Raw genomic sequence first — 18,522 nt, 5'->3', positions numbered from 1 at the left:
CTTCACCCACCGACGTGCGAGGATCGTTCGACTCCCCTGACGAAACGGACCCCATGCCCGCCCTTCACCATGCTCCACTTGCAGGCGTGGACCCGAGCACCCTGTATCGCATCATGGCGCTTCGGGTCGAGGTGTTCGTACACGAACAGAAGATCGTCGACGAGGCGGAACTCGATGGTGCGGACCTACTTCCGACAACGGAATTGTTCTGGATTCAGGACGAGAGCGGCGAGGTGTTGGCCACCCTCCGTGTCCTCGTCGACGACACGGTCCACATCGGACGGGTCGCGACCGCAATTCAGGGTCGTGGCCGCGGCTATGCCGGAGAACTCGTCGAGGCCGCACTGAAGGCATACCCCGGGGTGGTCGAAATCTCCGCACAAGCGCACCTCGAAAACTGGTACGGGCGCTTCGGATTCATTCGAGCGGGTGAGCAGTACATGGAAGCGGGAATCCCGCACGTGAAGATGCTCACCCGCGCCGATTGAGCCTTCGTCGTACTGGCGGACCGACGCTCTCGGTGCCGTCATCGTGACCCCCGAGGAGATGGCTGCGCAATATGTGCTCCACTTTCGGGCTCGATGGGCGGGATTCCCGCCACGACGGCGTCGAGTGGAGCAAGAGTTGCAGGACACAATCCGCCCTCGTCCTGGGAGATCGTCCGACGATCATCGCGCCGCCGATCAGCTACTACAACACCGGAAGCCGCATCGCCGACGCCCAACGCGCGGCCGGCCTCCAGCCGACTTGCGGCTCGGTCGTGGGGCTTCTGCTCACTGTCGTCTTCGGACTGCAAAGTTTGTGCTACCAAATGGAGCTGAACAAGATCACGGCGATACAACGACGTCGAGCAGGGAACGGTCGTCCCTCTCGCTGTCTGACCGTGTGTCACGCTTCGGTCAAGCGCTCGTGCAGATCCGGGGCCGGTAAGAATACGAAAGCTTTCCCCCGCTTGACTTTGGTCAGGAACCCGCGTCGCTCGAGGTCGTAGAGATCGCTACGTGCAGTTTGCATGGCAACGCCGTGTGTTCGCTGATGACTGTTCACGGTGTAGTCGTTCGCCGCGTTCTTCACCGCACCTTCCAGCAGATGTATTTGCCGGTGATTCAGTTCGCCGTGCGCTCCCGAGAGCCAATCCCGCGCTGACGCCAGTTCCGATGCCTTACGTTCCAAATGTTCGTTCAAGTCGTTCAACGCACGTTGGATGATTCCCAGGTGATAGATGATGAAGTGCGTCAAATCGCCTCCGTCATCTTCTGACAACAAGAATGATCGGGCATATTGCGAGTGTGCCGTGTTCAATATTCGAGATATTGTCAGATATTCAGTCAGCCAGTAGCCCTGCTTGAGCATGCTCCAGTAGAAGAGCGCACGCGCTGTACGGCCATTTCCATCCTCGAAATAGTGGTCGTATCCCGCCATGAAATGCACTGTGAGTGCCCGAACTACAGGCGGAACATACGGATCCGATTCGGGACCGGCGTTGGCAAAGTCACACAGGGTCTGCAACCGGCCAGGCAGCTCGTCCACCGGAGGCGGCGCATGAAGGACCTGATCTTGCTCGCCATAGACCCTCACCCGATCTTCTGGATCGGGATCGCTTTGGATGGCTCCGGCTGCATCCGGATTGTCCAGCGTACCGTCCGTCACGATCCGATGAAGCTCACATATCGCTTCTGGCGTGAACTCCGCATGCTGGTTTTCGGAAATGTGCTGCATCGCATGGTAGTTGTTCAAAATCATCTGTTCGCTACGATTTCGCGGCCGGGATTTGTTCTTGATCATCTTCTTGGCATCGCGACGACTTGTAACTGCGCCTTCGAGCTGACTCGATGTGATCGCTTCCTCGATGAGAGAACTGACGACGTACTTGTTCTTTGTCGCCGAATTGGTGATCTCTTCCGGCGCAGCAATCTGACCACTGGCACGTTTGGTCACATCGTCGAGCAGCCTGAGCACCTGGTCCGGTAGAGCATATGAGAAGAACGTACCGTCGACGCTCTGAAGTGGGAGCGGTCGCAGCAAGCTCGATCGCGCCACCTTCACCCCGAACCACCACTCCTCGTGGGTCAAGCCTGCAGGGGGCGTCTTGTACCGCAACCTGTCCCAGGCCATGTACTCACCGGTGGCAACATCGCTGGTCAGCTGCATGATCTCGAACATGCGCGCGGAATTGTCCGACAGTTGAATTTTCCGCGCAATCGACTCGAAGGATGGCGGCGGCGCGGGTGTCTTGATGGCGACTCCTCGTTCGACTAATTTGCACCTAGCATCGGTGAATTTAGGCCGTGTAACTCGACCGGACATCCAGTGAACGCCTAGCTTACGCCTAACATCGCCTGAATTAGGCGGAAGGAGCAGTCAGTCCCGCGAGAACTGATGCATCGCTGCAGGGCGCCCCAGTCGGTAGCCCTGCAGCAAGTCGGCCCCGATCGACGTGGCGGCCTCGAGATCGTCGTCGGTCTCGATGCCCTCGAACACGCAGCGCGCGTAGGTCTTTCGTGCGAATTCCAGGATCAGTTCGGCCACCACCATCTTGATCCTGTTCTCTCTCATGCCGTGCACGACGAATGCGTCGAGCTTGATGACATCGGGTTCGAGCAGCACCAGATGACGCAGACCCGCGTAGCCCGAACCCACATCGTCCACGGCGATGTCGACGCCGCCGCGTCGGAGTTCGGCCAGAACCGCCAGCACCCCGACCTCGTCGTCGATGGTGGCATGCTCGGTGATCTCCACGATCAGGTGCCGTCGTTGCCCGAATTCGACGAGGTGCGCCACCAATGAGAAGTCGGCCAGTAGTGTTGCGGCACAGAGATTCGCAGCAAGAAACGATCCTTTCGGGAGCTGGGCGGACTCCTTCAGGGCATTCATGACGGCAGACGTGTCGAGAGCTGCCCCGAGTCCACAGCACACGGCGTCGGCGAACCAACTCTCGGTGGTGCCGCCGCCCTCCGGAAAGCGTGAGAGAGCCTCGTATCCCTCGATCGCGCCGTCGACGGCGCGAACGATCGGCTGAAAGACGATGGTAGGACCACCCGAGTCGATGACCGCCCGGATGCGACGAGACAAGTGTCGCCGGTGCGAGGCGTCCCTAGTCGGTAGCACGGGCCCGCAACGGAATGACCGGGCACAGCGTCACCGACACCGCACTCCCACTGATCGACCTGCTCACCGCCGAGAGATCGGGAACCTCTCGCCAGCGGTCGATGATCAGTCGACAGTGCATGCGGCCAGAGGGAGATCGGCGAACCGGTCCATCAAGAACTGGGCGGCTGCTCCGCCGTAGCCGTCGATCAGCTGGGGCCCGAAGTGATTCGGCAACACCGCTCCCTGCAGAATCGGCGGCAGTGGGTTGCTGTGGAACTCCACCGTCGCACCGCCACCACACCAGTCGTCCGCCAACTGCCGGGCCTGCCCGTACGGCACTGTGTCGTCGTTGATTCCGCTGGTGATCAACACCGGAGCATTGGGTGCACGCCGTCCGATGCGTTGCTCGTCGAAGATCTCACCGGCCTGGGGAATGGTGCGCAGATTCTCCAGCATCGACTTGCCGTCCTTCGTCAACGACTCCGTGCGCAGAAACGGATGCTCGAGAATCGTGTCGCCGATGCATTCGGTCGACAGTTCGTTCAGCACTGCCTTGCCGTGATCGGTGAGCCTGCTGTCCACGAGAGGCTTCAACGTGGGGTCCCGCTCGATGAAACCGTTGAGGGCATAGCCGATCACACCCCCGATCAGCGTCCCATCGACGGTCCCCAACACATCCAGAAGGTCAGCGGTCGGTGCCCCGGCCCACGTTCCCTTCAGATCCAGTTCCGGTGCATACTCCGACGCGAGTTCGGCTGCGGCCGCAGCGGCACCACCGCCTTGTGAGTAGCCCCAGATTCCGATGGGCGCGTCCGCATCACCCGCGAGTTCGAGTGCGGCGCGGGCGCCGTCGAGAACCGCGTGGGCCTGCTCCGGCCTGTTCACGTAGGTGTGGATACCGGGCGTTCCCAATCCGATGTAGTCGGTGACGAACACGTTCGCGCCCATCGACCCCCACAGCGTCGAGGACAACAGTTCCTGGTTGAACGAGATCGACAATGGTTGCGTCACAGCGTTGATCGACGTCGGGAAGGCTCGCGACGGTGCGCATTGGTCTCCCTGACCCACCGTGCCCGGAGCCACGACGATCGTCGGACGCGGGCCCGCACCCCGCCACGGCACCTCGGTCTCGATGAACGTACCCGTCACCCCGACGGGCGCATCGTCCTGCGTACGAGAGGTGTACATGACGCGCTGCGCCTGCGCCGGATACACGCCGTCCGCACCGGGCAGAGCGGTGAACAACGACATCGGTTGCGTCCGAACCACGGATCCCGCATTGTCGTCGAGTTGCGCAGGCGGCGCGTAGAAGTCGTCGACAGGATCGGCGTGCGCAGTCGAGATACCGACCGCGGTCACCGACGATGCCAACAGTGCGGTGCCCACGAGAACACGAATCATGCTGCGATACGGGTGCATCGGTCTCTTCCTTGGTTGTTTCAGATGACGGTGCCGAGGTCGCGAGCCACGATGTTGTCCAGTGCTCGTTCGGCGAGCGCAGCGATGGTCATGGACGGATTGCAGGCCGCGGTGTTGCCGGGCATCAGCGCTCCGTCGAGCACGTACAGTCCGCGTTGGCCGTGTACGCGGCCGTCGAGGTCGCACACCGGGCCCATGTTGGCCCCGCCCAACGGATGCCAGGTGGATGGAAACAGCGCATTGGTGTCGGTGAGAATGCTGCCGGTACCGGCGATGCGACGAACCGTCGGGTCGATGGATCCGTCTTGAATGACGGAGTCGCCGTTGGCCGGCCAGTGCAGCTGGGCCTGGTCTTGTGCCGAGTCGTAGCCGAAGTGGCCGCGCCCGTTGCTGACTCCGTAGCCGACGAGCATGGTGCTGCGGGCGTCGAAGGACAGTGGTGGTATCGATGCCTGGATGACGGTGTGTGCAGTGCGCGGGTCGTCCCAGTTCAAGCTGCCGAACACCACCGGACCACCCTGCGGCGCACCGAATTGCTGCTCGATGCTGGACCACACGTAGATGCGGTCGGCGTTGGTGCCCCAGCCCTGCCCGAGTTCGTCGGGCAGATCGGGAATGGCTCCGGTGGCGCTCGCGCGGACGAGCATCTTGGTGGTGTTGAGGCTTCCCGCCGCCATGATCAGTGCACCGGTGGTGAGAATCTTGTTCTCCAACACCGTTCCGTCGGAATCGATTCGGTCCACGTGGACGATCCAGCGGCCGTCGGCAGCGCGCTCGACCTGCGTGACGTTGTGCTGTGTTGCCACGGTGGCCAGACCGGTCGCCTCGGCGGCCGCAATGTAGGTGACGTCGACAGAATGCTTGCCGCCGTTGTTCACTCCGAACGCGCCCGCACCGTTGGTGTACGACGGCGTCATCACCCCGCGCGTCTCGTCGAGCGCGTAGTTCCAGTCGATCGGCATCGGAATCTTCGACACCGGCAGCCCCGCCCGACGCGCACTGTCCGCGAACACCCGCGCCGCTCGATAGTTGGGAGTGTCGATCAACTCGTCCGGGGCCTGCGCGAGCTGCAGCATCCGCGCGACCCGGGGGTAATGGACTGCGTTCAACCTCGTCCAGTCGAGCTCGACCGGAAAGTGTGTCTCGAACACGGCCTGCGACGGCTGCAGCGTCATTCCCTGATAGATCAGGGATCCGCCGCCCACACCCGCGGCGCACAGCGCGGTCATGTTGTCGCCGGGCACGGCCTCGAGCAGGCCGACGTACGGATCGAACGGAACGGGCCTACCGAACAGATTGGGGCTGGAGCCGTACCACAGCATTCTCTTGTCCGGCGCGGTCGCGTTGGGGAAGGTATTCGCATTCGGCCCTGTGGGCCAACGCCTTCCGCGCTCGAGCACCAGAACGGGTATGCCGGCCTCGGCCAGACGCAATGCCGCGACGCCACCGCCGAATCCCGATCCGATCACAACTACGCGATGGTCCTCACGAATGAGCGGAACCTGAGTTCTGGTGCCGGTGGCTGCGCGGGCCACGCCGGTACCAGCCACTGCGGCCAGGCCTGCAACCGCAGTAGCGCCCAGAAATGACCGACGATTCAGCTTCGACACGTTCCCCCCACAGTCGCGGATGCGCACGCACAGAGACTCGGGTCACACGTACGCGCCGTGCAAAACTAGACAGAAGAGCCCACAGGTGTCAAGTTTTCAGGGCCGAGCAAAAGGCAGGACGGGAATCAACCAGCGCTCGAGATAGTGACGCAAACCGTCGTCCTCGTGAATGGAGGGGTCGTCGAACAGGATCACCGACAGACCCACCCGCACGATGACCCCGTCGATACCGTCGAACTGCCCGGAGTCGAATCCGGGATTGCGCTCGACGTAGCCGTCGAGGAACTGACGAACCACCGGTAGCGCCCGATCCATCATGTCCGCGTCGAACAGCGGGTTGGCGTTGCCCGAGCGCAACAACGAATTGAGCACCGGTTCGCGCCGAATGAGATTGCGCGCGGCGACGATCGTCTCGACGATGAACTCCGTCGGGGTCTCGGCCTGATCGGCCTTCTCCCTGATGCCACCCAGTACCTCGACGATGAGCCCCACCATCGCCTCGGAAATGACGTCCTCGCGCGTGGTGAAAATCGAATACACCGTCTGACGCGTGACTCCAGCAGCACGAGCCACCGCCGCGATCGTGACGCCCTCGAAGCCGGACTCGGCGATCAAGCCGAGGGTGGCATCGAGAATCTTCTGCTTGGACCGCATGGTCCGATTATGACGCCACGGGCGGACGGTATGCTCGCGCTGTTCGACACAGGGGGGGTTCTTGACTTGAACGACGAGATGACGGCCGGGTCGATGCGGCGAACGATCACCGGCACCACGAGCGGAGACCTCGAAGCAGTCGAATTCGACGGGCTGATCCACGCACGGGGAATCCCCTACGCCACCGCCACACGCTTTCGGCGGCCGGAACCGGTCGACACCCCGGGTACGACGCGCGACGCCACCCGCCGCGGTCCGGCCTGCGTTCAATTACCTTCCCGTCTCGACAACGTCACCGGTCCGATGATCGACCGGCTCGAACAGAGCGAGGACTGTCTCGTGCTGTCGGTGACCGCTCCCGCTGCGGCCGAGGGACTTCCGGTCATGGTGTGGCTGCACGGCGGCGGCTACGTCTCCGGCGGCGGGGAGGCCGAGAAGTACGACGCGGACCAGCTCGTCCGGGAGGGCGTCGTGGTCGTCAGCGTCACCTTCAGGCTCGGCGGCTTCGGCTACCTGACCCCGAAAGACTCGGGAGACAGCAACATCGGTGTTCAGGATCAGATCGCGGCACTGCGCTGGGTGTCGACCAACATCGCTCGATTCGGCGGCGACCCGACCACTGTGACCCTGTTCGGTCAGTCCGCGGGCGGCGATGCCATCCTCTCGCTGATGGCGTGCGAGGCGGCCGCAGGGTTGTTCTCGAGAGCAATCGTGCAGAGCGCACCGCTCGGATTACGCTCGGGCCGTTCGGCGCTGTACGACACGGCACGAAAGGCTTTCGCGAGTCGGTTCTCCACGGACCCGGCCACCGCACCTGCGTCGGATGTCCTGGATGCAGAGCGTGCCGTGACACAGGCTGTGCGCAGGTTCGGTGCCGCGGGCGGAATGCCGTTCGGGCCGGTTGCTCACCTCGAGCCCCTCTCCGATGACCCCGACGCCGCCCTACGCGACACTGCCACTCGCGTCGAACTGCTGATCGGCCACACCAGAGACGACGCCGCCCCGTTCGTGGACATCGTGTCGAGCATGCTGTGGCTCAACAGGTTCGGCGTCGTCAGTTCGGTACTCACCGCTCCGGTGGTCCGTCTCGTCACCAACCTGCTGTTCGGCGTGGATTCGATGGTGAAGATGTGGCACGGTGCCGGTGGTCGGGTCGCGTCGTACCGCGTCGACTGGGCACCGAAAGGTGCTCCTCTGGGGGCGTGCCACTGCATCGAATTGCCGCTGCTGTTCGGTGAGGCATGGTCGGACGCACCCATGCTGGCGGGCAACACACCACCGACGGCATTGGCCGCCAGGCTACGTGGGACATGGGCAGCTTTCGCCAGAGAAGGAGTGGCCGGACTGCCTGCGCGTTCACTGGTGTTCTGAGCGGCTCTCCCTCTTCGATCGTCAGAGCTGAGTGTCGGCAAGGACACCGGCAATAGCGAACCCTCCGGCGATGGCGCAGCCTGCCACCCGCGTCCGCTGAGGCAGATACGCGGTCAGAGCGAAGGCACCGGTATCCCAGACATCGACTGCCACCCCGGCGCGCAGCAAGGGGCGTACCAACTTCGGTGCATACCTGGTGGCCGCGAACAGCCCGCCGCCGATGTAGATCTCACGGATTCCGAAGGTCCGGGCGGCAGCACGCGTGGTTGCCACAGCCGCGTCGGGACCGGCGAGGAGTTCGTTGGCGCGAGTGGGCGCGATCATATGAGCGATTCCGATTGCGGCACGGCCTATTCCGACAATCTCGGGAAGGCGTCGTACAAGTGTGGAGCCAGTAGCCATGAATACGTTCCTCAGGTAGTGGAGAGAGTGTTCTCGCGAGCCAACCGCCGGAGCAGACCGACGGGCTTCTTGATGCCGAATGCGACGATGGTGGTGCGGCCGTCCTGGTGAGTCCACTGCAGCAGGGCAGATCCGTCGTCGACGGATCCCTCCAGAACGGTCGGATCTCCCTGCAGGGGTAGAGGACCGACGACTTTGATGGACAGCCCCAGGATTTCGGTCCAGAAGTAGTCGTCGGTGGGTGCGCAGGTCGGTTCGATGCCGAGCGCGGAGGCTGCGGCGACTTTGCCCTGCGCAACGGCATTGGACCAGAACGGTGCTCGACGGGACGCTGTGCGCGAGTATGCGACATCCCCGGCCGCATAGATGCCAGGAATGTCTGTAGCGCAACGGTAGTCGATTCCGACCCCGATCCGGTCCGCGATGCCGGTACTGTCCAACCAACCGGTCTGCGGCTCGTCACCGGCGCAGGTGACAACGAGGTCGGCAGTCAGCGTCCGATCTGCGAACTCGATACCCGTGACGGGATCACCCACCAACGCGACAGGGGTGTCCGCACGAACGAACTCGACCGAGGCAGCCTCGGCTCGCGCGACTATCGCGTCGGACAGAAAGGAACCCAGGAGTCGTTGCAACGGTGGATCCACATCGACGACGGTCACCGCTGTTCCGCGTGCAACACAGGCACTGGCGACCTCCATGCCGAGGAACCCTGCACCCACCACGATCGCAGTCGACGCCTCGTCCAGTGTCGGACGCAGGGCACGGACGTCCGCGAAGGTCCGCAGCACTGTCTCGCCCGCCTGGTCGGGGGCGGCTATCCGACGCGCAGAGGCACCGCTGGCCACGATCAAGGCGTCGTAGGGAACGGCGGTGCCATCGGCGGTGGTCACGGTCCGAGTCTCGGCATCCAACGACACCGCCGGATCGACGATCGAGGTGAGGTCGAGATCCGCCATGTCCCACGTCTCGGCCTCGGCCGCTTCACCTTTGAGCATATGCTTCGACAACGGCGGTCTCGCGTAGCAGCCGTCGGCGTCGGCACCGATCATGACGATCGAACCCCGGTGCCCGCGGGCGCGGAGCTCACGGGCGGCGGTGCACCCGGCGATGGAGTCTCCGACGATGACGATGCGACGGTCGGTGGCGCTCACTTGCTCTCTCGGAGAGCTGCCACGGGGCACGCTCCGATCGCCGAACGTGCCGTGGAGGCAAGGTCGTCGGGTATGTCGCCGCCCTCGAAGGCGTAGCGAAGCTCGCCCTCGTCGTCCAGGCTGAAAACCTTGGGAGCTTGATCGGCACAGATTCCGTGCCCTTCGCACCGATCCCAGTCGACGTCGATTCTCATTGCGATGTCCTCTCTGCAGCCACCAGTTTCAGTGGGAGTTGTTCGTATCGGTGAATGACGTTGTTGACGGCCCTCTTCGGTGTTCCCGAGGGGACGATTCGTTCGACCCGGCGCGCGAGCACCCGGAGCATGGTCTGCGCTTCGAGACGCGCCAATCCTTGACCGGCGCAGCCGTGCGTGCCCGAGCCGAAGCCGAGTTGGCGAGCCGCATCGCGGGTGATGTCGAAGGCGTCGGGGTTGTCCCATTCCCGCTCATCTCGGTTCGCCGACGCGTAGATCACCAGCACACGGGCTCCTGCGGGAATTCTCGATCCGCTGATATCTGTGTCGCGCACAGCCTTTCGAGAAAATGCTCGAATAGGTGACTCGTACCGGACCACCTCGTTGACGGCGTTGGGAATCAGGTCCGGGTTCTGCCGTATCGCCTGCCATTGCTCGGGATGCCTTGCGAACAGGTCCAGCGCGCCGGAGATAGCTCCGATGGTGGTATCGAGTGACGGTCCGAGGTAGTCGATCATCATTGCTGGGCACGCCGACTTCTCGAGTCGGTTGTCGTCGGCGGCGATCAGCACGTCCTCGCCCATACTTCCGGGTAGGACCGACCGCTCGCGCACCACCCGCTTCGAGAAACTCAGCATCTCGGTGGCGGCCTTCACCGCGGTGGCGGAATGCCGATTGACAGGCCCCAGTGAGTCGAAAGTTGCTCCGGCCCATCGCAGAAGGTCCTCGCGGCCATCCTCGGGCCAGCCGACGAGGTCAGGCACGATCGACATGGGCAGCGCCGTCGCGAGATCGTCGACTCCGTCGACGAACTGTTTGCTCAACGCGACGTCGACGATGCTTTCCGCCTTCTCCGAAATTGCCGTGGTCATCTTCCGAACCGCCCTCGGAGTCAGGCGGTGAGCCAGAACCGCGCGCTTCGATGCATGATCGTCGCCATCGCTGTTGAGGGTCGTGCCCCGGCCGAGCCGGTTGGCGATGGGGTTGAGCGCGACGCCGTCACCCGAGATGAAGGTCTCGTCGTCGAGGAGCACTTCCTTGCACTCGGCATACCGAGGGACCGCGAACACCTGCTGACCCGGTAGCCACACCACCGGGCCGAGCTCCCGCAATCTCGCATAGTGCGGGTAGGGATCGAGAATGGCGTCGGTGGAGTAGATGTTCCTGCGGTACTGGGGAATCGACACGTCGGTTCTCATCAAGTCCTCGATGTGGCCACGGATCCGACGACGTTCGTCAGACATTGACGATATCGTCACTCACCGCACCTCGCCCAGTCAAGCATTTTTGACGAATTCGTCAATATTTGTCGGGATAGGCTGCTCTCGCCACCTTCCAGAGCAGGAGCACACCGTGACCGAAGGCAACCGTGTCGAGCGCCGCAAGGCCCGCACCAGAGCCGCTCTCGTCAGGGCCGCGCAAGGGTTCCTGGCGAGCGGAAACACCAACGCGCCCGTTCTGGAAATAACCCAGGCCGCCGAGGTCAGCAATGGATCTTTCTACAATTACTTCGAGAGCAAAGAAGAGCTGTGGCAGGCGGCCATCGACGCGGCCCTCGAATCCGCCGGCGACTTCCTCGACTCGCTCACCGTTGGTCTGGACGACCCCGTCGAGAAATTCACGCAGTCCTTCCGATTGTCCGGACGACTGTTCCGCCTCGAGCCGGAACTGAGTCGCGTTCTGCTCAACTCCGAGGCTGCGGCATTCGCCGCAGCCGGCGGCCTGGCACCGCGTTCACGCCGCGATATCGAATCGGCCGCCGCCCAAGGGCGATTCGATGTGGACGACGCAGATGTCGCACTCGCCATCGTGGCCGGCTCCCTGCTGTCGATGGGTCGACTGCTGCTCGCCCAACCCGATCGCGACGAAGCGACAACCGTGGACGACACGACGCAGCGCGTGCTCCGAGCGCTCGGGATCTCCGCCGACGAGGCCGAAACTCTGTGCAGCCGCGAGCTTCCGACGTCTTACAGCGGCGGAGTGCACGCAGCGATCGACCCCGCAGCCCAGCCGTAACGAACGCGGGAAAAACAGGGCAGACGTGCGGTGGTCGTACCGTCAGGCTCTGTGATGACGCGCGCGGGCGTGCACAGGCACCTCGACGGGAACCGATACGTCAACGGGTTCGACCGTCCGATCGCCACCGCGCGTGCTCATCTTCATGAAGTTCTGCAGTTCGTCGTGGATAGGTGTGTCGGTCATGAGACTCGACCTTCTCGACCTACGATCCGCAGGTCGGTTCGGTTTCGCTGAACCATTGTGTGCGCTGGACGAGCGGCGTGACACCGACACTACGGCGTTCCTCCCACGCGGTCCACGCTGCGCCGACCATCGTGGACCAGAACTCCGTTGCTATCGACGGGCGAGGGGCTCGGGGTCTACTGTCGCTCCCACGTCGACATGACCTACAGGATCGAGTCCGAGTGCTCACCTACAGTTTCAACCTCGACTATCGGGGAGTGTGTCCCATCTGCGACCAGGTCACGTTGGGCGAGAACGTCGTCGATTCACCGCTGGTGGGACCGGCCAACAGCCGCATCTACGCCTCGTGTGAAGCGTGCGGATGGGAAGGACCGGGATGACGGCTCAGCCGATCACCGGCAGGCGATCCTTCGTCAATTCGTCGAGTTCAGCCTGCATCGCAGAGTGAACGCGATGTGCGAAGTCCTCTGCGGACTCGTCGGGCTCGGGACGCATCGGCGCGAGAACCGACGTCTGCAGCTTCGTCGGTAGCGGGAGATACGGAAGCAACCCGACTACCCCGAAATTCACGCCCCAGGGAATGGATACCGACAGCGGCAGCGTCTTGACGCGAAATGCCGTCTTGTTCAATCGGAGCGCCTTGGCGATGCGACGACCACTGCTGAGGACGAGGAGTGACTCACCCGCGCCCGCGGTCACGACCGGAACTATCGGCACCCCGGCTTCCATCGCGAGACGCGCGTAACCACTGCGTCCGGCGAAGACGATTTCGTTTCGGTGCCGCCACGACTTCAGTGCATCGAGGTCGCCGCCGGGAAAGACCAGAACATTGTGTCCCTGCTCGAATGCGTCGAGAGCGTTCTCTCGCGCGGCCGGCCGCGCGCCGAACGGCTCGAGCAATTTCCCGGCACGCAGTGTCCACGCGATCTGGTGCGTCAACGCGATGATCTCCCTGGACAGGTTCAGATCGTCGTACGCAGCCGAGAACGCGAAGACGTTCAGATCGATCACTCCGCCGAATCCGTGATTGCACACGAACAGCACGGGCTCGTCGGGAACCGGTTGCGCCACGGACACTTCGAGGCGGTTGTACAGACGGACCGCATTGATGCCCATGGCCCGAATCGCGCGAGGTACTTTGTGCATGCGCGCACTGTATCGGGGACCGCCCGCATCCGTATCGGGATCCATCACGTCCGGTCGTTCAGAAATGCCTCGAGTTCGGCGAGGAATCGGTCGGGCATCTCGATGTGGGGCCAGTGACCTGTTCCCTCGATATCGACCGACGAGGCAGCGGGAACCGCCTTCAGGAACCGCTCGACGTCGGACGGCGGAGACAGGGGGTCTCCCGGTCCCCTGATGATCCGCGTCGGACACGTGATGCGGTGCAGATCGGCGCTGGGGTCGCTCGCGACAGTCGACAGCAGGGAAGGAAACGACCCGGTCGCGCCCAGTTTGGCCATGACCTGTTCCATCACCTGCGGATCCAGCTGTCGCGGTGCCTCCACGAACGGCCCGAGCACCAAAGACAGCGCAGTGGGCGAATGCGCAACTCTGCGGGCAAGGCGTGCAGGAAGCGGCATACCGATCGTGACCAATTCCATCAGAAGCGTTGCCACCGAGCGTGGTTGGTTGCGAAAGGTCTTGACCGGGCTTCTTGCCAGGCCGGTGAGCGACAGAATGGGTCCACCGGTGATGACGAGTCGCTCGACCAGATCGGGGCGCTCGATCGCCAGGCGGGTGGCCACGATGGAGCCCATCGAATGCCCGACGACGGTCGCTCTCGGTACCTCGAGCGCATCGCACACCGCCGCCACCGCACGCGCCATGCCCTCGAAACTCACGCCAGCACGCGAGAATTGCGAGTCACCGAACCCCGGAAGATCGACTGCGATCGCCCGATGCGTCCGCGCCACCTCCGGCAGGATCTCGACGAACCAACGCCAACTCGCCGCGATCCCGTGGAGGCATATCACCACCTCGTCGCTGCCGCTCGGATTCAGATCGACCAAGCGGATTCGTTTGCCCTCCACGAGAACGTCCCGTGTCGCGCCCTTCCAATCGATGCTCTGCCAACGTACCCGGTCGGGATGGGGCATTGTCTCTCCATCTCTCGTGCGACGCTGCGCAGACAGTCAGATCCGGGACCGAGCGACGTCGTACACGCTGCGCCACCGTGTCTCGAGGAAATCGGCCAGCGCCGTTCCGGCCTCGCTGGCCGAACCTGTCGTACGCCAGGCAACATGTCCGTCGGGTCGCACCAGTACCGCCCCGGAATTACCTACCTCGTACAGGTCGATCAACCGGTCACGATCGTTGCCCGACGGCGCGTCGGCCGCAACCATGACCACCCCTGGGCCGCCTGCGTCGAGCTCGGAGACCACCGGATCCCACTCAGGACCGGCAAATGTCAGCAGCGTCAACTTGTTTCGGTCCAGAGTGTCGTGCGCATCCACCGACGTGCCGTTCACCGACAGGACCGCGTGCGGGAGGCGGGCACCCGGGTAGGTGGTGGGCAGGTAATCCACCACGTCTTCGGCAGGCTTGGCCGCAGGATCCTGTGCGATCAACGGACCGGCGTAGAGATAGCCGAACTGCAAGCCGATCGAGACGAAATGCTCCACCTGACCCGGAATCGCTTCGGCGATCTCGCGGCGAAGCCGAGCCGAACCGGGCGCGCCGGGGTTCACCTTCTGCGAGCGCGCCATCTGCCGCCGTGTCGCCCCCGCCGCCAGCGGCGCGATCAACTTTCCTGGAATCTTGTTCAGCGGTGGACGTCCCATCGCCTGTGTCGCCTTCGCCAACATCTTGTTGGTGATGCCCACCCTCTTGCCGATGTCGTCCATCCGGAAATGGTTCGCCACACTCTGTTCGGCGAACTTCTCCACCACCGGGCGGCGTTCCGTCTCGTAGGTGTCCAACAGGGAATCGGAGGCGTCGCCCGACAGCACCGCGTCGAGCTTCCATGCCAGATTGTGGGCGTCCTGAACACCCGAGTTCAGGCCGAAACCGCCGGTGTGCGGAAACCGGTGCGCTGCATCGCCGAGCAGGAACAACCGACCTTGTCGGAACGCATCGGCGGTCTGCGAGGTCATCACCCAGGTTCCGGTCGATTCCAGATCGAACTCGTGATCGCCCAACACCTTCGGCAGTGTGCGCAACCAGAACGCTCGACTGTCCTTGGCGATCTCCTGCTCGGGGTGCAGGTAGGCGGTCATCAGAATGTATCGATGGTCGGCGTGCGCGATCATCACGCCGCACAGCTCGGGCGTGTAGATCCAACTGAGCAGCGGCCGAGCATCGTCGGGGAACAGCGTCTTCGAGGTGAAGAACGCGCTACCCATGTTTGCCAGCACCGGTCCGGTCAGACCGACCCCGGTACCGTCCCGGGTCGCACTGTTGGCACCGTCGCACGCGAGCACGTACTGGGCCTCGATATCGGTGATGCCGCTCGTGCAACGCCCACGCGCACGAGCGCCGGACCAGTCGGATTCGACGGACTCGACGGCGCATCCGCGCCTGAACTCGACCAACGGTTCGGCGTCGAGCGCATCCCACAGGGCCGGCATCAGCAGATGCTGACCGATGTGCGAAACCAGGAACGGGCTCTGGCTCTCGACGATGGCCTTGCGCTCGGGGTCCGAGAGCAGGTCGATCGAACCGATGGCCTCGTCCGCGAGATCGCCGTACCAGCTGATGAGATTGACCGTCTCGTGCGGTGGCGACATCGCAGCGATGGAGCGGGCCAGTTCCGGGCTGTACTCGTTCCAGATCTCGAGGGTACGAGCATTGATCACGTGCGCGGCAGGATGGAACAGCGGCGCACCTCGTCGCTCGAGCACGACGCTGCGAATCCCTCTACGTGCCAACAGCAATGCGGCGGTACAGCCGGCCGGTCCCGCCCCGACCACGACGATCGGCGCAGTCATCGGACCACCGTCTCCTGAGTTCCCAGATCGATGGTCCCATCGGTGGTCTTGATACCGGCGGTGATCACGTCGTCCACCGAGAGATATTTCGGATTCTTCGCCTGCCGGGCGAAGAAGAACTTCCACTTCAGAGCCGGTGGAATCAGCTCACCGATCTTCTGCACGATCCTCGCTGGCGCGGAAATGGCTGTCCCGATGGGAGTTCCGGTGAGGAGGACGTCACCGGCGGTCATGTTCTGAAAACGGGCCAACCTGGTGAGCGCCTCGGCCGGCGGAGTGATGAGGTCGTTGCCGATCGTCTGGTCCTGGCGGGTCTCGCCGTTGACGGCCAGCGTCATGTGCAACTCGGGGATGCGGCGAAGCTCGTCGTTGTCGAGCAACACCAACCTCGGGCCGAGCGGGGTGAACGTGGGATACGACTTGCTCTCGTAGACCTGGACTTTCGTCAGCTGGATCTCACGAGCGGATACATCGTTGGCCACGACCACACCGGCCACGTAGTCCGAAAGGTTGTCGTCGGTGACCGTCGTACCGATCGGGATCTCGGCACCGACGACGATTCCGAGTTCGATCTCGTAATCCAGCAGCGCTACCTCGGCCGGTTGACGAATGGGATCGAACGGGCCGGAGACCGACGCCGAGGACTTACGAAAGAACGTCGGCTGCAACGTGTTCGGGTCGGAGCCGGCATCGATCGCGTGGGATCGATAGTTGAGCAGCTGCGCCACCACCCGGCACGGCGTGGTGATCGGAGAGACGAGCTCGAGCTCGCCGACACTCGTACCCGCACCCGACGCACCCGTGATGGCACCGCGGTCGGCGAGAAGTTCGCGGGTGGTCTGGGCCTCGGTGTCGATGCGGATTGCACGGTCGCCGTCGAGACGCCACCAACCGTCGACCGTTCGAACTACGTTGACAAACATGTGATTCTTCCTCCCCCTCGTTGGATCAGCAGCTTGTTGTGTCACAGAGTTTTCGGCGTGATGGTCTTCTTGTTCGCGACGACCGGACGCCCGGGCCGAGTTCCGGCCTCGCGTCGGCGAAGCTCCTCGTGGGGCACGCCGTTGCGCAGCTGACTGAGCAGGTAATCGGGGTCGATGTTGACGCCGATGGGGTTCTTGGCGAACTCCTCGGTGAAGAAGAATGCCGCGGTGTTCTCGGCGTCGAAGTTCTCGACCTGGAACTCGAGCCGCACCCCGTCGGGATCCTCGTAGTAGAGCGAGATCGTCGGCCCGTGATTGATCGACCAGACGGGGAGGATGTCCATTCGCTTGAGTCGCACATAGTTCTCCAGCAGCCGCTCGAGGGAGTGGAACGTCAGCGCGATGTGGTCGATTCCGTAGGCCTTGCGCCTGAACTTGGCGAACGGGAACAGGAACCTGACGGGCTTCGGCACTGCGATGATCGCCAACCGGTGCGACTCGTCGTCCCAGGTCAGGAACGTGATTCCCTCGTCCTGATAGACGATCTCGGCACCGAACACCGCTCCGTACCACCGCACCATCTCCTCGGTGCGAGCGGACTTGACCACCCAGTGGGCGATGAGATCGGGCGCCACCCTGGGCGTTTTCCGACTCCCTGCATCCTGCGTCGTACTCATCGAACGACCTTTCTTCGGGTCACTTGTATGTGACCGACGCTACGTCCACTTTGACTACTGGTCAAGAATTTGAACGACGGTCAGGAGGTCCGCGTGTGGTGCGCTAATGTCGGATCGGTGTCGACCAACCCGCCTCCCGGAGCCGAGCGGTCCCACCGTGCCCGCCCTCGGAAAGACCGTCGCCAAGCCCTGATCGACGCCGCGATCGAGCTACTGGCCGAGGGAAACAGCGCCGACATCAGCGCAGCGGCCATATCGCGTCGCGCAGGAGTGGCCCACGGGCTGCTGTTCTACTACTTCACCGACAAACAGGGCCTCGTCGCGGCAGCGCTGGCCGACGTCCTGGCGAACCTGGCCGAATTCCAGGAACCCGAGGCCGGTGAGCAGTCCGTGCGGGCTCGCGTGGAAGGTTTCGTGCGCCGACACATCGAGTTCCTCGAACGCCACCGCGTCCTCTACGTACGGGTGATCCGTGAGGGAGAACTGGGCGATTCCGTCGTCGAAGACGCCGTCCGGAAGGCCCGCGCGGAGGGCGCTCAGCAGGTCGCGGCCCTCGCCGAGCTCTCGGAACCCCTGTCTGCGTTGCAGAGTGCCGCCATCTCCGGGTGGACCGGCTTTCTCGATAGAACGGCCGACGCGTATTTCGACACCGCCGATCTCGAACTCGATGCGGTGGTCGAATTGATCGTCGACACCTTCGAGGCTGTCGTGGCGGCAACACACTCGCCTCCGGAGACGGGTAATCGGGATCAGTAGGACCAAGGTCGAGCCCCGCACAGGGCTCGAATTGAGCAATCTGCACCATTCGAACGGCAACACTTGCGCAGCTGGGTAGACGCCTGGTCCACTGTCCCCCATCGCAGCTCAGTTGCACTCTCTCGGCGATTCGCGACCCGA

At 63.5% G+C, this 18,522-nt stretch carries 20 protein-coding genes; 5 read left to right on the top strand and 15 right to left on the bottom strand.

Annotation, left to right across the window (positions count from 1 at the left end; genetic code table 11):
* Window positions 1-53 precede the first annotated feature (53 nt).
* Complete coding sequence (locus R3P93_RS17715; protein ID WP_317533594.1) at window positions 54-488, top strand: GNAT family N-acetyltransferase; 435 nt, start codon at window positions 54-56, stop codon at window positions 486-488.
* 400 nt (window positions 489-888) lie between these two features.
* Here R3P93_RS17715 and R3P93_RS17710 read toward each other — a convergent pair whose 3' ends face one another.
* The 5 genes from R3P93_RS17710 to R3P93_RS17690 form a co-directional block, all read right to left on the bottom strand.
* Complete coding sequence (locus R3P93_RS17710; RefSeq protein WP_317533593.1) at window positions 889-2,163, bottom strand: Fic family protein; 1,275 nt, start codon at window positions 2,161-2,163, stop codon at window positions 889-891.
* 198 nt (window positions 2,164-2,361) lie between these two features.
* Window positions 2,362-3,072 carry an EAL domain-containing protein gene (locus R3P93_RS17705; RefSeq protein ID WP_317533592.1) on the bottom strand — a complete coding sequence of 237 codons (711 nt, stop codon included), beginning with the start codon at window positions 3,070-3,072 and terminating at the stop codon, window positions 2,362-2,364.
* A gap of 141 nt (window positions 3,073-3,213) precedes the next feature.
* A complete protein-coding gene (locus tag R3P93_RS17700) occupies window positions 3,214-4,509 on the bottom strand; it encodes a lipase family protein (protein WP_317533591.1) in 1,296 nt (431 codons plus the stop codon).
* A gap of 20 nt (window positions 4,510-4,529) precedes the next feature.
* On the bottom strand, window positions 4,530-6,119 hold the full coding sequence (locus R3P93_RS17695; protein ID WP_317533590.1) for a GMC oxidoreductase: 1,590 nt from the start codon (window positions 6,117-6,119) through the stop codon (window positions 4,530-4,532).
* Window positions 6,120-6,215: 96 nt separating this feature from the next.
* Window positions 6,216-6,773 carry a TetR/AcrR family transcriptional regulator gene (locus R3P93_RS17690; RefSeq protein ID WP_317533589.1) on the bottom strand — a complete coding sequence of 186 codons (558 nt, stop codon included), beginning with the start codon at window positions 6,771-6,773 and terminating at the stop codon, window positions 6,216-6,218.
* A gap of 66 nt (window positions 6,774-6,839) precedes the next feature.
* Between R3P93_RS17690 and R3P93_RS17685 the strand changes: the two genes are divergently transcribed.
* A complete protein-coding gene (locus tag R3P93_RS17685; protein ID WP_317533588.1) occupies window positions 6,840-8,144 on the top strand; it encodes a carboxylesterase family protein in 1,305 nt (434 codons plus the stop codon).
* Window positions 8,145-8,165: 21 nt separating this feature from the next.
* On the opposite strand, the gene R3P93_RS17680 is transcribed toward R3P93_RS17685, so the two are convergent.
* From R3P93_RS17680 to R3P93_RS17665, 4 genes are all read right to left on the bottom strand, one after another.
* A complete protein-coding gene (locus R3P93_RS17680) occupies window positions 8,166-8,468 on the bottom strand; it encodes a hypothetical protein (RefSeq protein WP_317533587.1) in 303 nt (100 codons plus the stop codon).
* A gap of 89 nt (window positions 8,469-8,557) precedes the next feature.
* Entirely contained in the window at window positions 8,558-9,700 is a 1,143-nt protein-coding gene (locus tag R3P93_RS17675) for an NAD(P)/FAD-dependent oxidoreductase (protein ID WP_317533586.1), read from the bottom strand.
* The gene (locus R3P93_RS17670) at window positions 9,697-9,894 is read right to left on the bottom strand and encodes a ferredoxin (RefSeq protein ID WP_068049336.1); all 198 of its coding nucleotides are present in this window, start codon (window positions 9,892-9,894) and stop codon (window positions 9,697-9,699) included. The genes R3P93_RS17675 and R3P93_RS17670 overlap by 4 nt, the downstream gene beginning before the upstream one ends.
* Entirely contained in the window at window positions 9,891-11,093 is a 1,203-nt protein-coding gene (locus R3P93_RS17665) for a cytochrome P450 (protein ID WP_317533637.1), read from the bottom strand. The genes R3P93_RS17670 and R3P93_RS17665 overlap by 4 nt, the downstream gene beginning before the upstream one ends.
* A 154-nt stretch (window positions 11,094-11,247) precedes the next feature.
* Between R3P93_RS17665 and R3P93_RS17660 the strand changes: the two genes are divergently transcribed.
* A complete protein-coding gene (locus tag R3P93_RS17660; protein ID WP_068049335.1) occupies window positions 11,248-11,910 on the top strand; it encodes a TetR/AcrR family transcriptional regulator in 663 nt (220 codons plus the stop codon).
* A gap of 42 nt (window positions 11,911-11,952) precedes the next feature.
* Here the strand turns inward: R3P93_RS17660 and R3P93_RS17655 are convergent, their stop codons facing one another.
* Window positions 11,953-12,096, bottom strand: coding sequence for a hypothetical protein (locus R3P93_RS17655; protein ID WP_156516152.1), 144 nt, complete (start codon window positions 12,094-12,096; stop codon window positions 11,953-11,955).
* Between the two features lie 221 nt (window positions 12,097-12,317).
* Here R3P93_RS17655 and R3P93_RS17650 point away from each other — a divergent pair, with 221 nt between their 5' ends.
* Window positions 12,318-12,476 carry a hypothetical protein gene (locus R3P93_RS17650; protein ID WP_156516151.1) on the top strand — a complete coding sequence of 53 codons (159 nt, stop codon included), beginning with the start codon at window positions 12,318-12,320 and terminating at the stop codon, window positions 12,474-12,476.
* A gap of 4 nt (window positions 12,477-12,480) precedes the next feature.
* On the opposite strand, the gene R3P93_RS17645 is transcribed toward R3P93_RS17650, so the two are convergent.
* Genes R3P93_RS17645 through R3P93_RS17625 form a run of 5 tightly spaced genes read right to left on the bottom strand, consistent with a single transcriptional unit; the run spans window position 12,481 to window position 17,625 of the window.
* Window positions 12,481-13,242 (bottom strand): lysophospholipid acyltransferase family protein, encoded by a 762-nt coding sequence (locus R3P93_RS17645; RefSeq protein ID WP_317533585.1) that lies wholly within the window; start codon window positions 13,240-13,242, stop codon window positions 12,481-12,483.
* Window positions 13,243-13,286: 44 nt separating this feature from the next.
* Window positions 13,287-14,195: an alpha/beta fold hydrolase gene (locus tag R3P93_RS17640; RefSeq protein ID WP_317533584.1), complete on the bottom strand. Its 909-nt coding sequence runs from the start codon at window positions 14,193-14,195 to the stop codon at window positions 13,287-13,289.
* Window positions 14,196-14,231: 36 nt separating this feature from the next.
* Window positions 14,232-16,025, bottom strand: a complete 1,794-nt coding sequence (locus R3P93_RS17635; protein ID WP_317533583.1) for an FAD-dependent oxidoreductase — start codon at window positions 16,023-16,025, stop codon at window positions 14,232-14,234.
* Window positions 16,022-16,948 (bottom strand): fumarylacetoacetate hydrolase family protein, encoded by a 927-nt coding sequence (locus R3P93_RS17630; RefSeq protein ID WP_317533582.1) that lies wholly within the window; start codon window positions 16,946-16,948, stop codon window positions 16,022-16,024. Before R3P93_RS17630 ends, R3P93_RS17635 begins: the two co-directional genes overlap by 4 nt.
* Before the next feature lie 41 nt (window positions 16,949-16,989).
* Window positions 16,990-17,625 carry a VOC family protein gene (locus R3P93_RS17625; protein ID WP_094640630.1) on the bottom strand — a complete coding sequence of 212 codons (636 nt, stop codon included), beginning with the start codon at window positions 17,623-17,625 and terminating at the stop codon, window positions 16,990-16,992.
* 117 nt (window positions 17,626-17,742) lie between these two features.
* On the opposite strand from R3P93_RS17625, the gene R3P93_RS17620 reads away from it, so the two are divergent.
* Entirely contained in the window at window positions 17,743-18,381 is a 639-nt protein-coding gene (locus tag R3P93_RS17620; protein ID WP_317533581.1) for a TetR/AcrR family transcriptional regulator, read from the top strand.
* Window positions 18,382-18,522: the final 141 nt, after the last annotated feature.

Source organism: Rhodococcus cerastii, assembly GCF_033042195.1.
Lineage (GTDB): Bacteria > Actinomycetota > Actinomycetes > Mycobacteriales > Mycobacteriaceae > Rhodococcoides.
This window is presented reverse-complemented; position numbering and strand designations above follow the sequence as displayed.

What these genes read in the sequence shown, in the direction of transcription:
- R3P93_RS17715 (WP_317533594.1), top strand. Translation starts at nt 54, where the DNA reads ATGCCCGCCCTTCACCATGCTCCACTTGCAGGCGTGGACCCGAGCACC.
- R3P93_RS17710 (WP_317533593.1), bottom strand. Translation starts at nt 2,163, where the DNA reads ATGTTCGAGATCATGCAGCTGACCAGCGATGTTGCCACCGGTGAGTAC.
- R3P93_RS17700 (WP_317533591.1), bottom strand. Translation starts at nt 4,509, where the DNA reads ATGCACCCGTATCGCAGCATGATTCGTGTTCTCGTGGGCACCGCACTG.
- R3P93_RS17690 (WP_317533589.1), bottom strand. Translation starts at nt 6,773, where the DNA reads ATGCGGTCCAAGCAGAAGATTCTCGATGCCACCCTCGGCTTGATCGCC.
- R3P93_RS17680 (WP_317533587.1), bottom strand. Translation starts at nt 8,468, where the DNA reads ATGATCGCGCCCACTCGCGCCAACGAACTCCTCGCCGGTCCCGACGCG.
- R3P93_RS17670 (WP_068049336.1), bottom strand. Translation starts at nt 9,894, where the DNA reads ATGAGAATCGACGTCGACTGGGATCGGTGCGAAGGGCACGGAATCTGT.
- R3P93_RS17665 (WP_317533637.1), bottom strand. Translation starts at nt 11,093, where the DNA reads ATGAGAACCGACGTGTCGATTCCCCAGTACCGCAGGAACATCTACTCC.
- R3P93_RS17655 (WP_156516152.1), bottom strand. Translation starts at nt 12,096, where the DNA reads ATGACCGACACACCTATCCACGACGAACTGCAGAACTTCATGAAGATG.
- R3P93_RS17645 (WP_317533585.1), bottom strand. Translation starts at nt 13,242, where the DNA reads ATGCACAAAGTACCTCGCGCGATTCGGGCCATGGGCATCAATGCGGTC.
- R3P93_RS17640 (WP_317533584.1), bottom strand. Translation starts at nt 14,195, where the DNA reads ATGCCCCATCCCGACCGGGTACGTTGGCAGAGCATCGATTGGAAGGGC.
- R3P93_RS17635 (WP_317533583.1), bottom strand. Translation starts at nt 16,025, where the DNA reads ATGACTGCGCCGATCGTCGTGGTCGGGGCGGGACCGGCCGGCTGTACC.
- R3P93_RS17630 (WP_317533582.1), bottom strand. Translation starts at nt 16,948, where the DNA reads ATGTTTGTCAACGTAGTTCGAACGGTCGACGGTTGGTGGCGTCTCGAC.
- R3P93_RS17625 (WP_094640630.1), bottom strand. Translation starts at nt 17,625, where the DNA reads ATGAGTACGACGCAGGATGCAGGGAGTCGGAAAACGCCCAGGGTGGCG.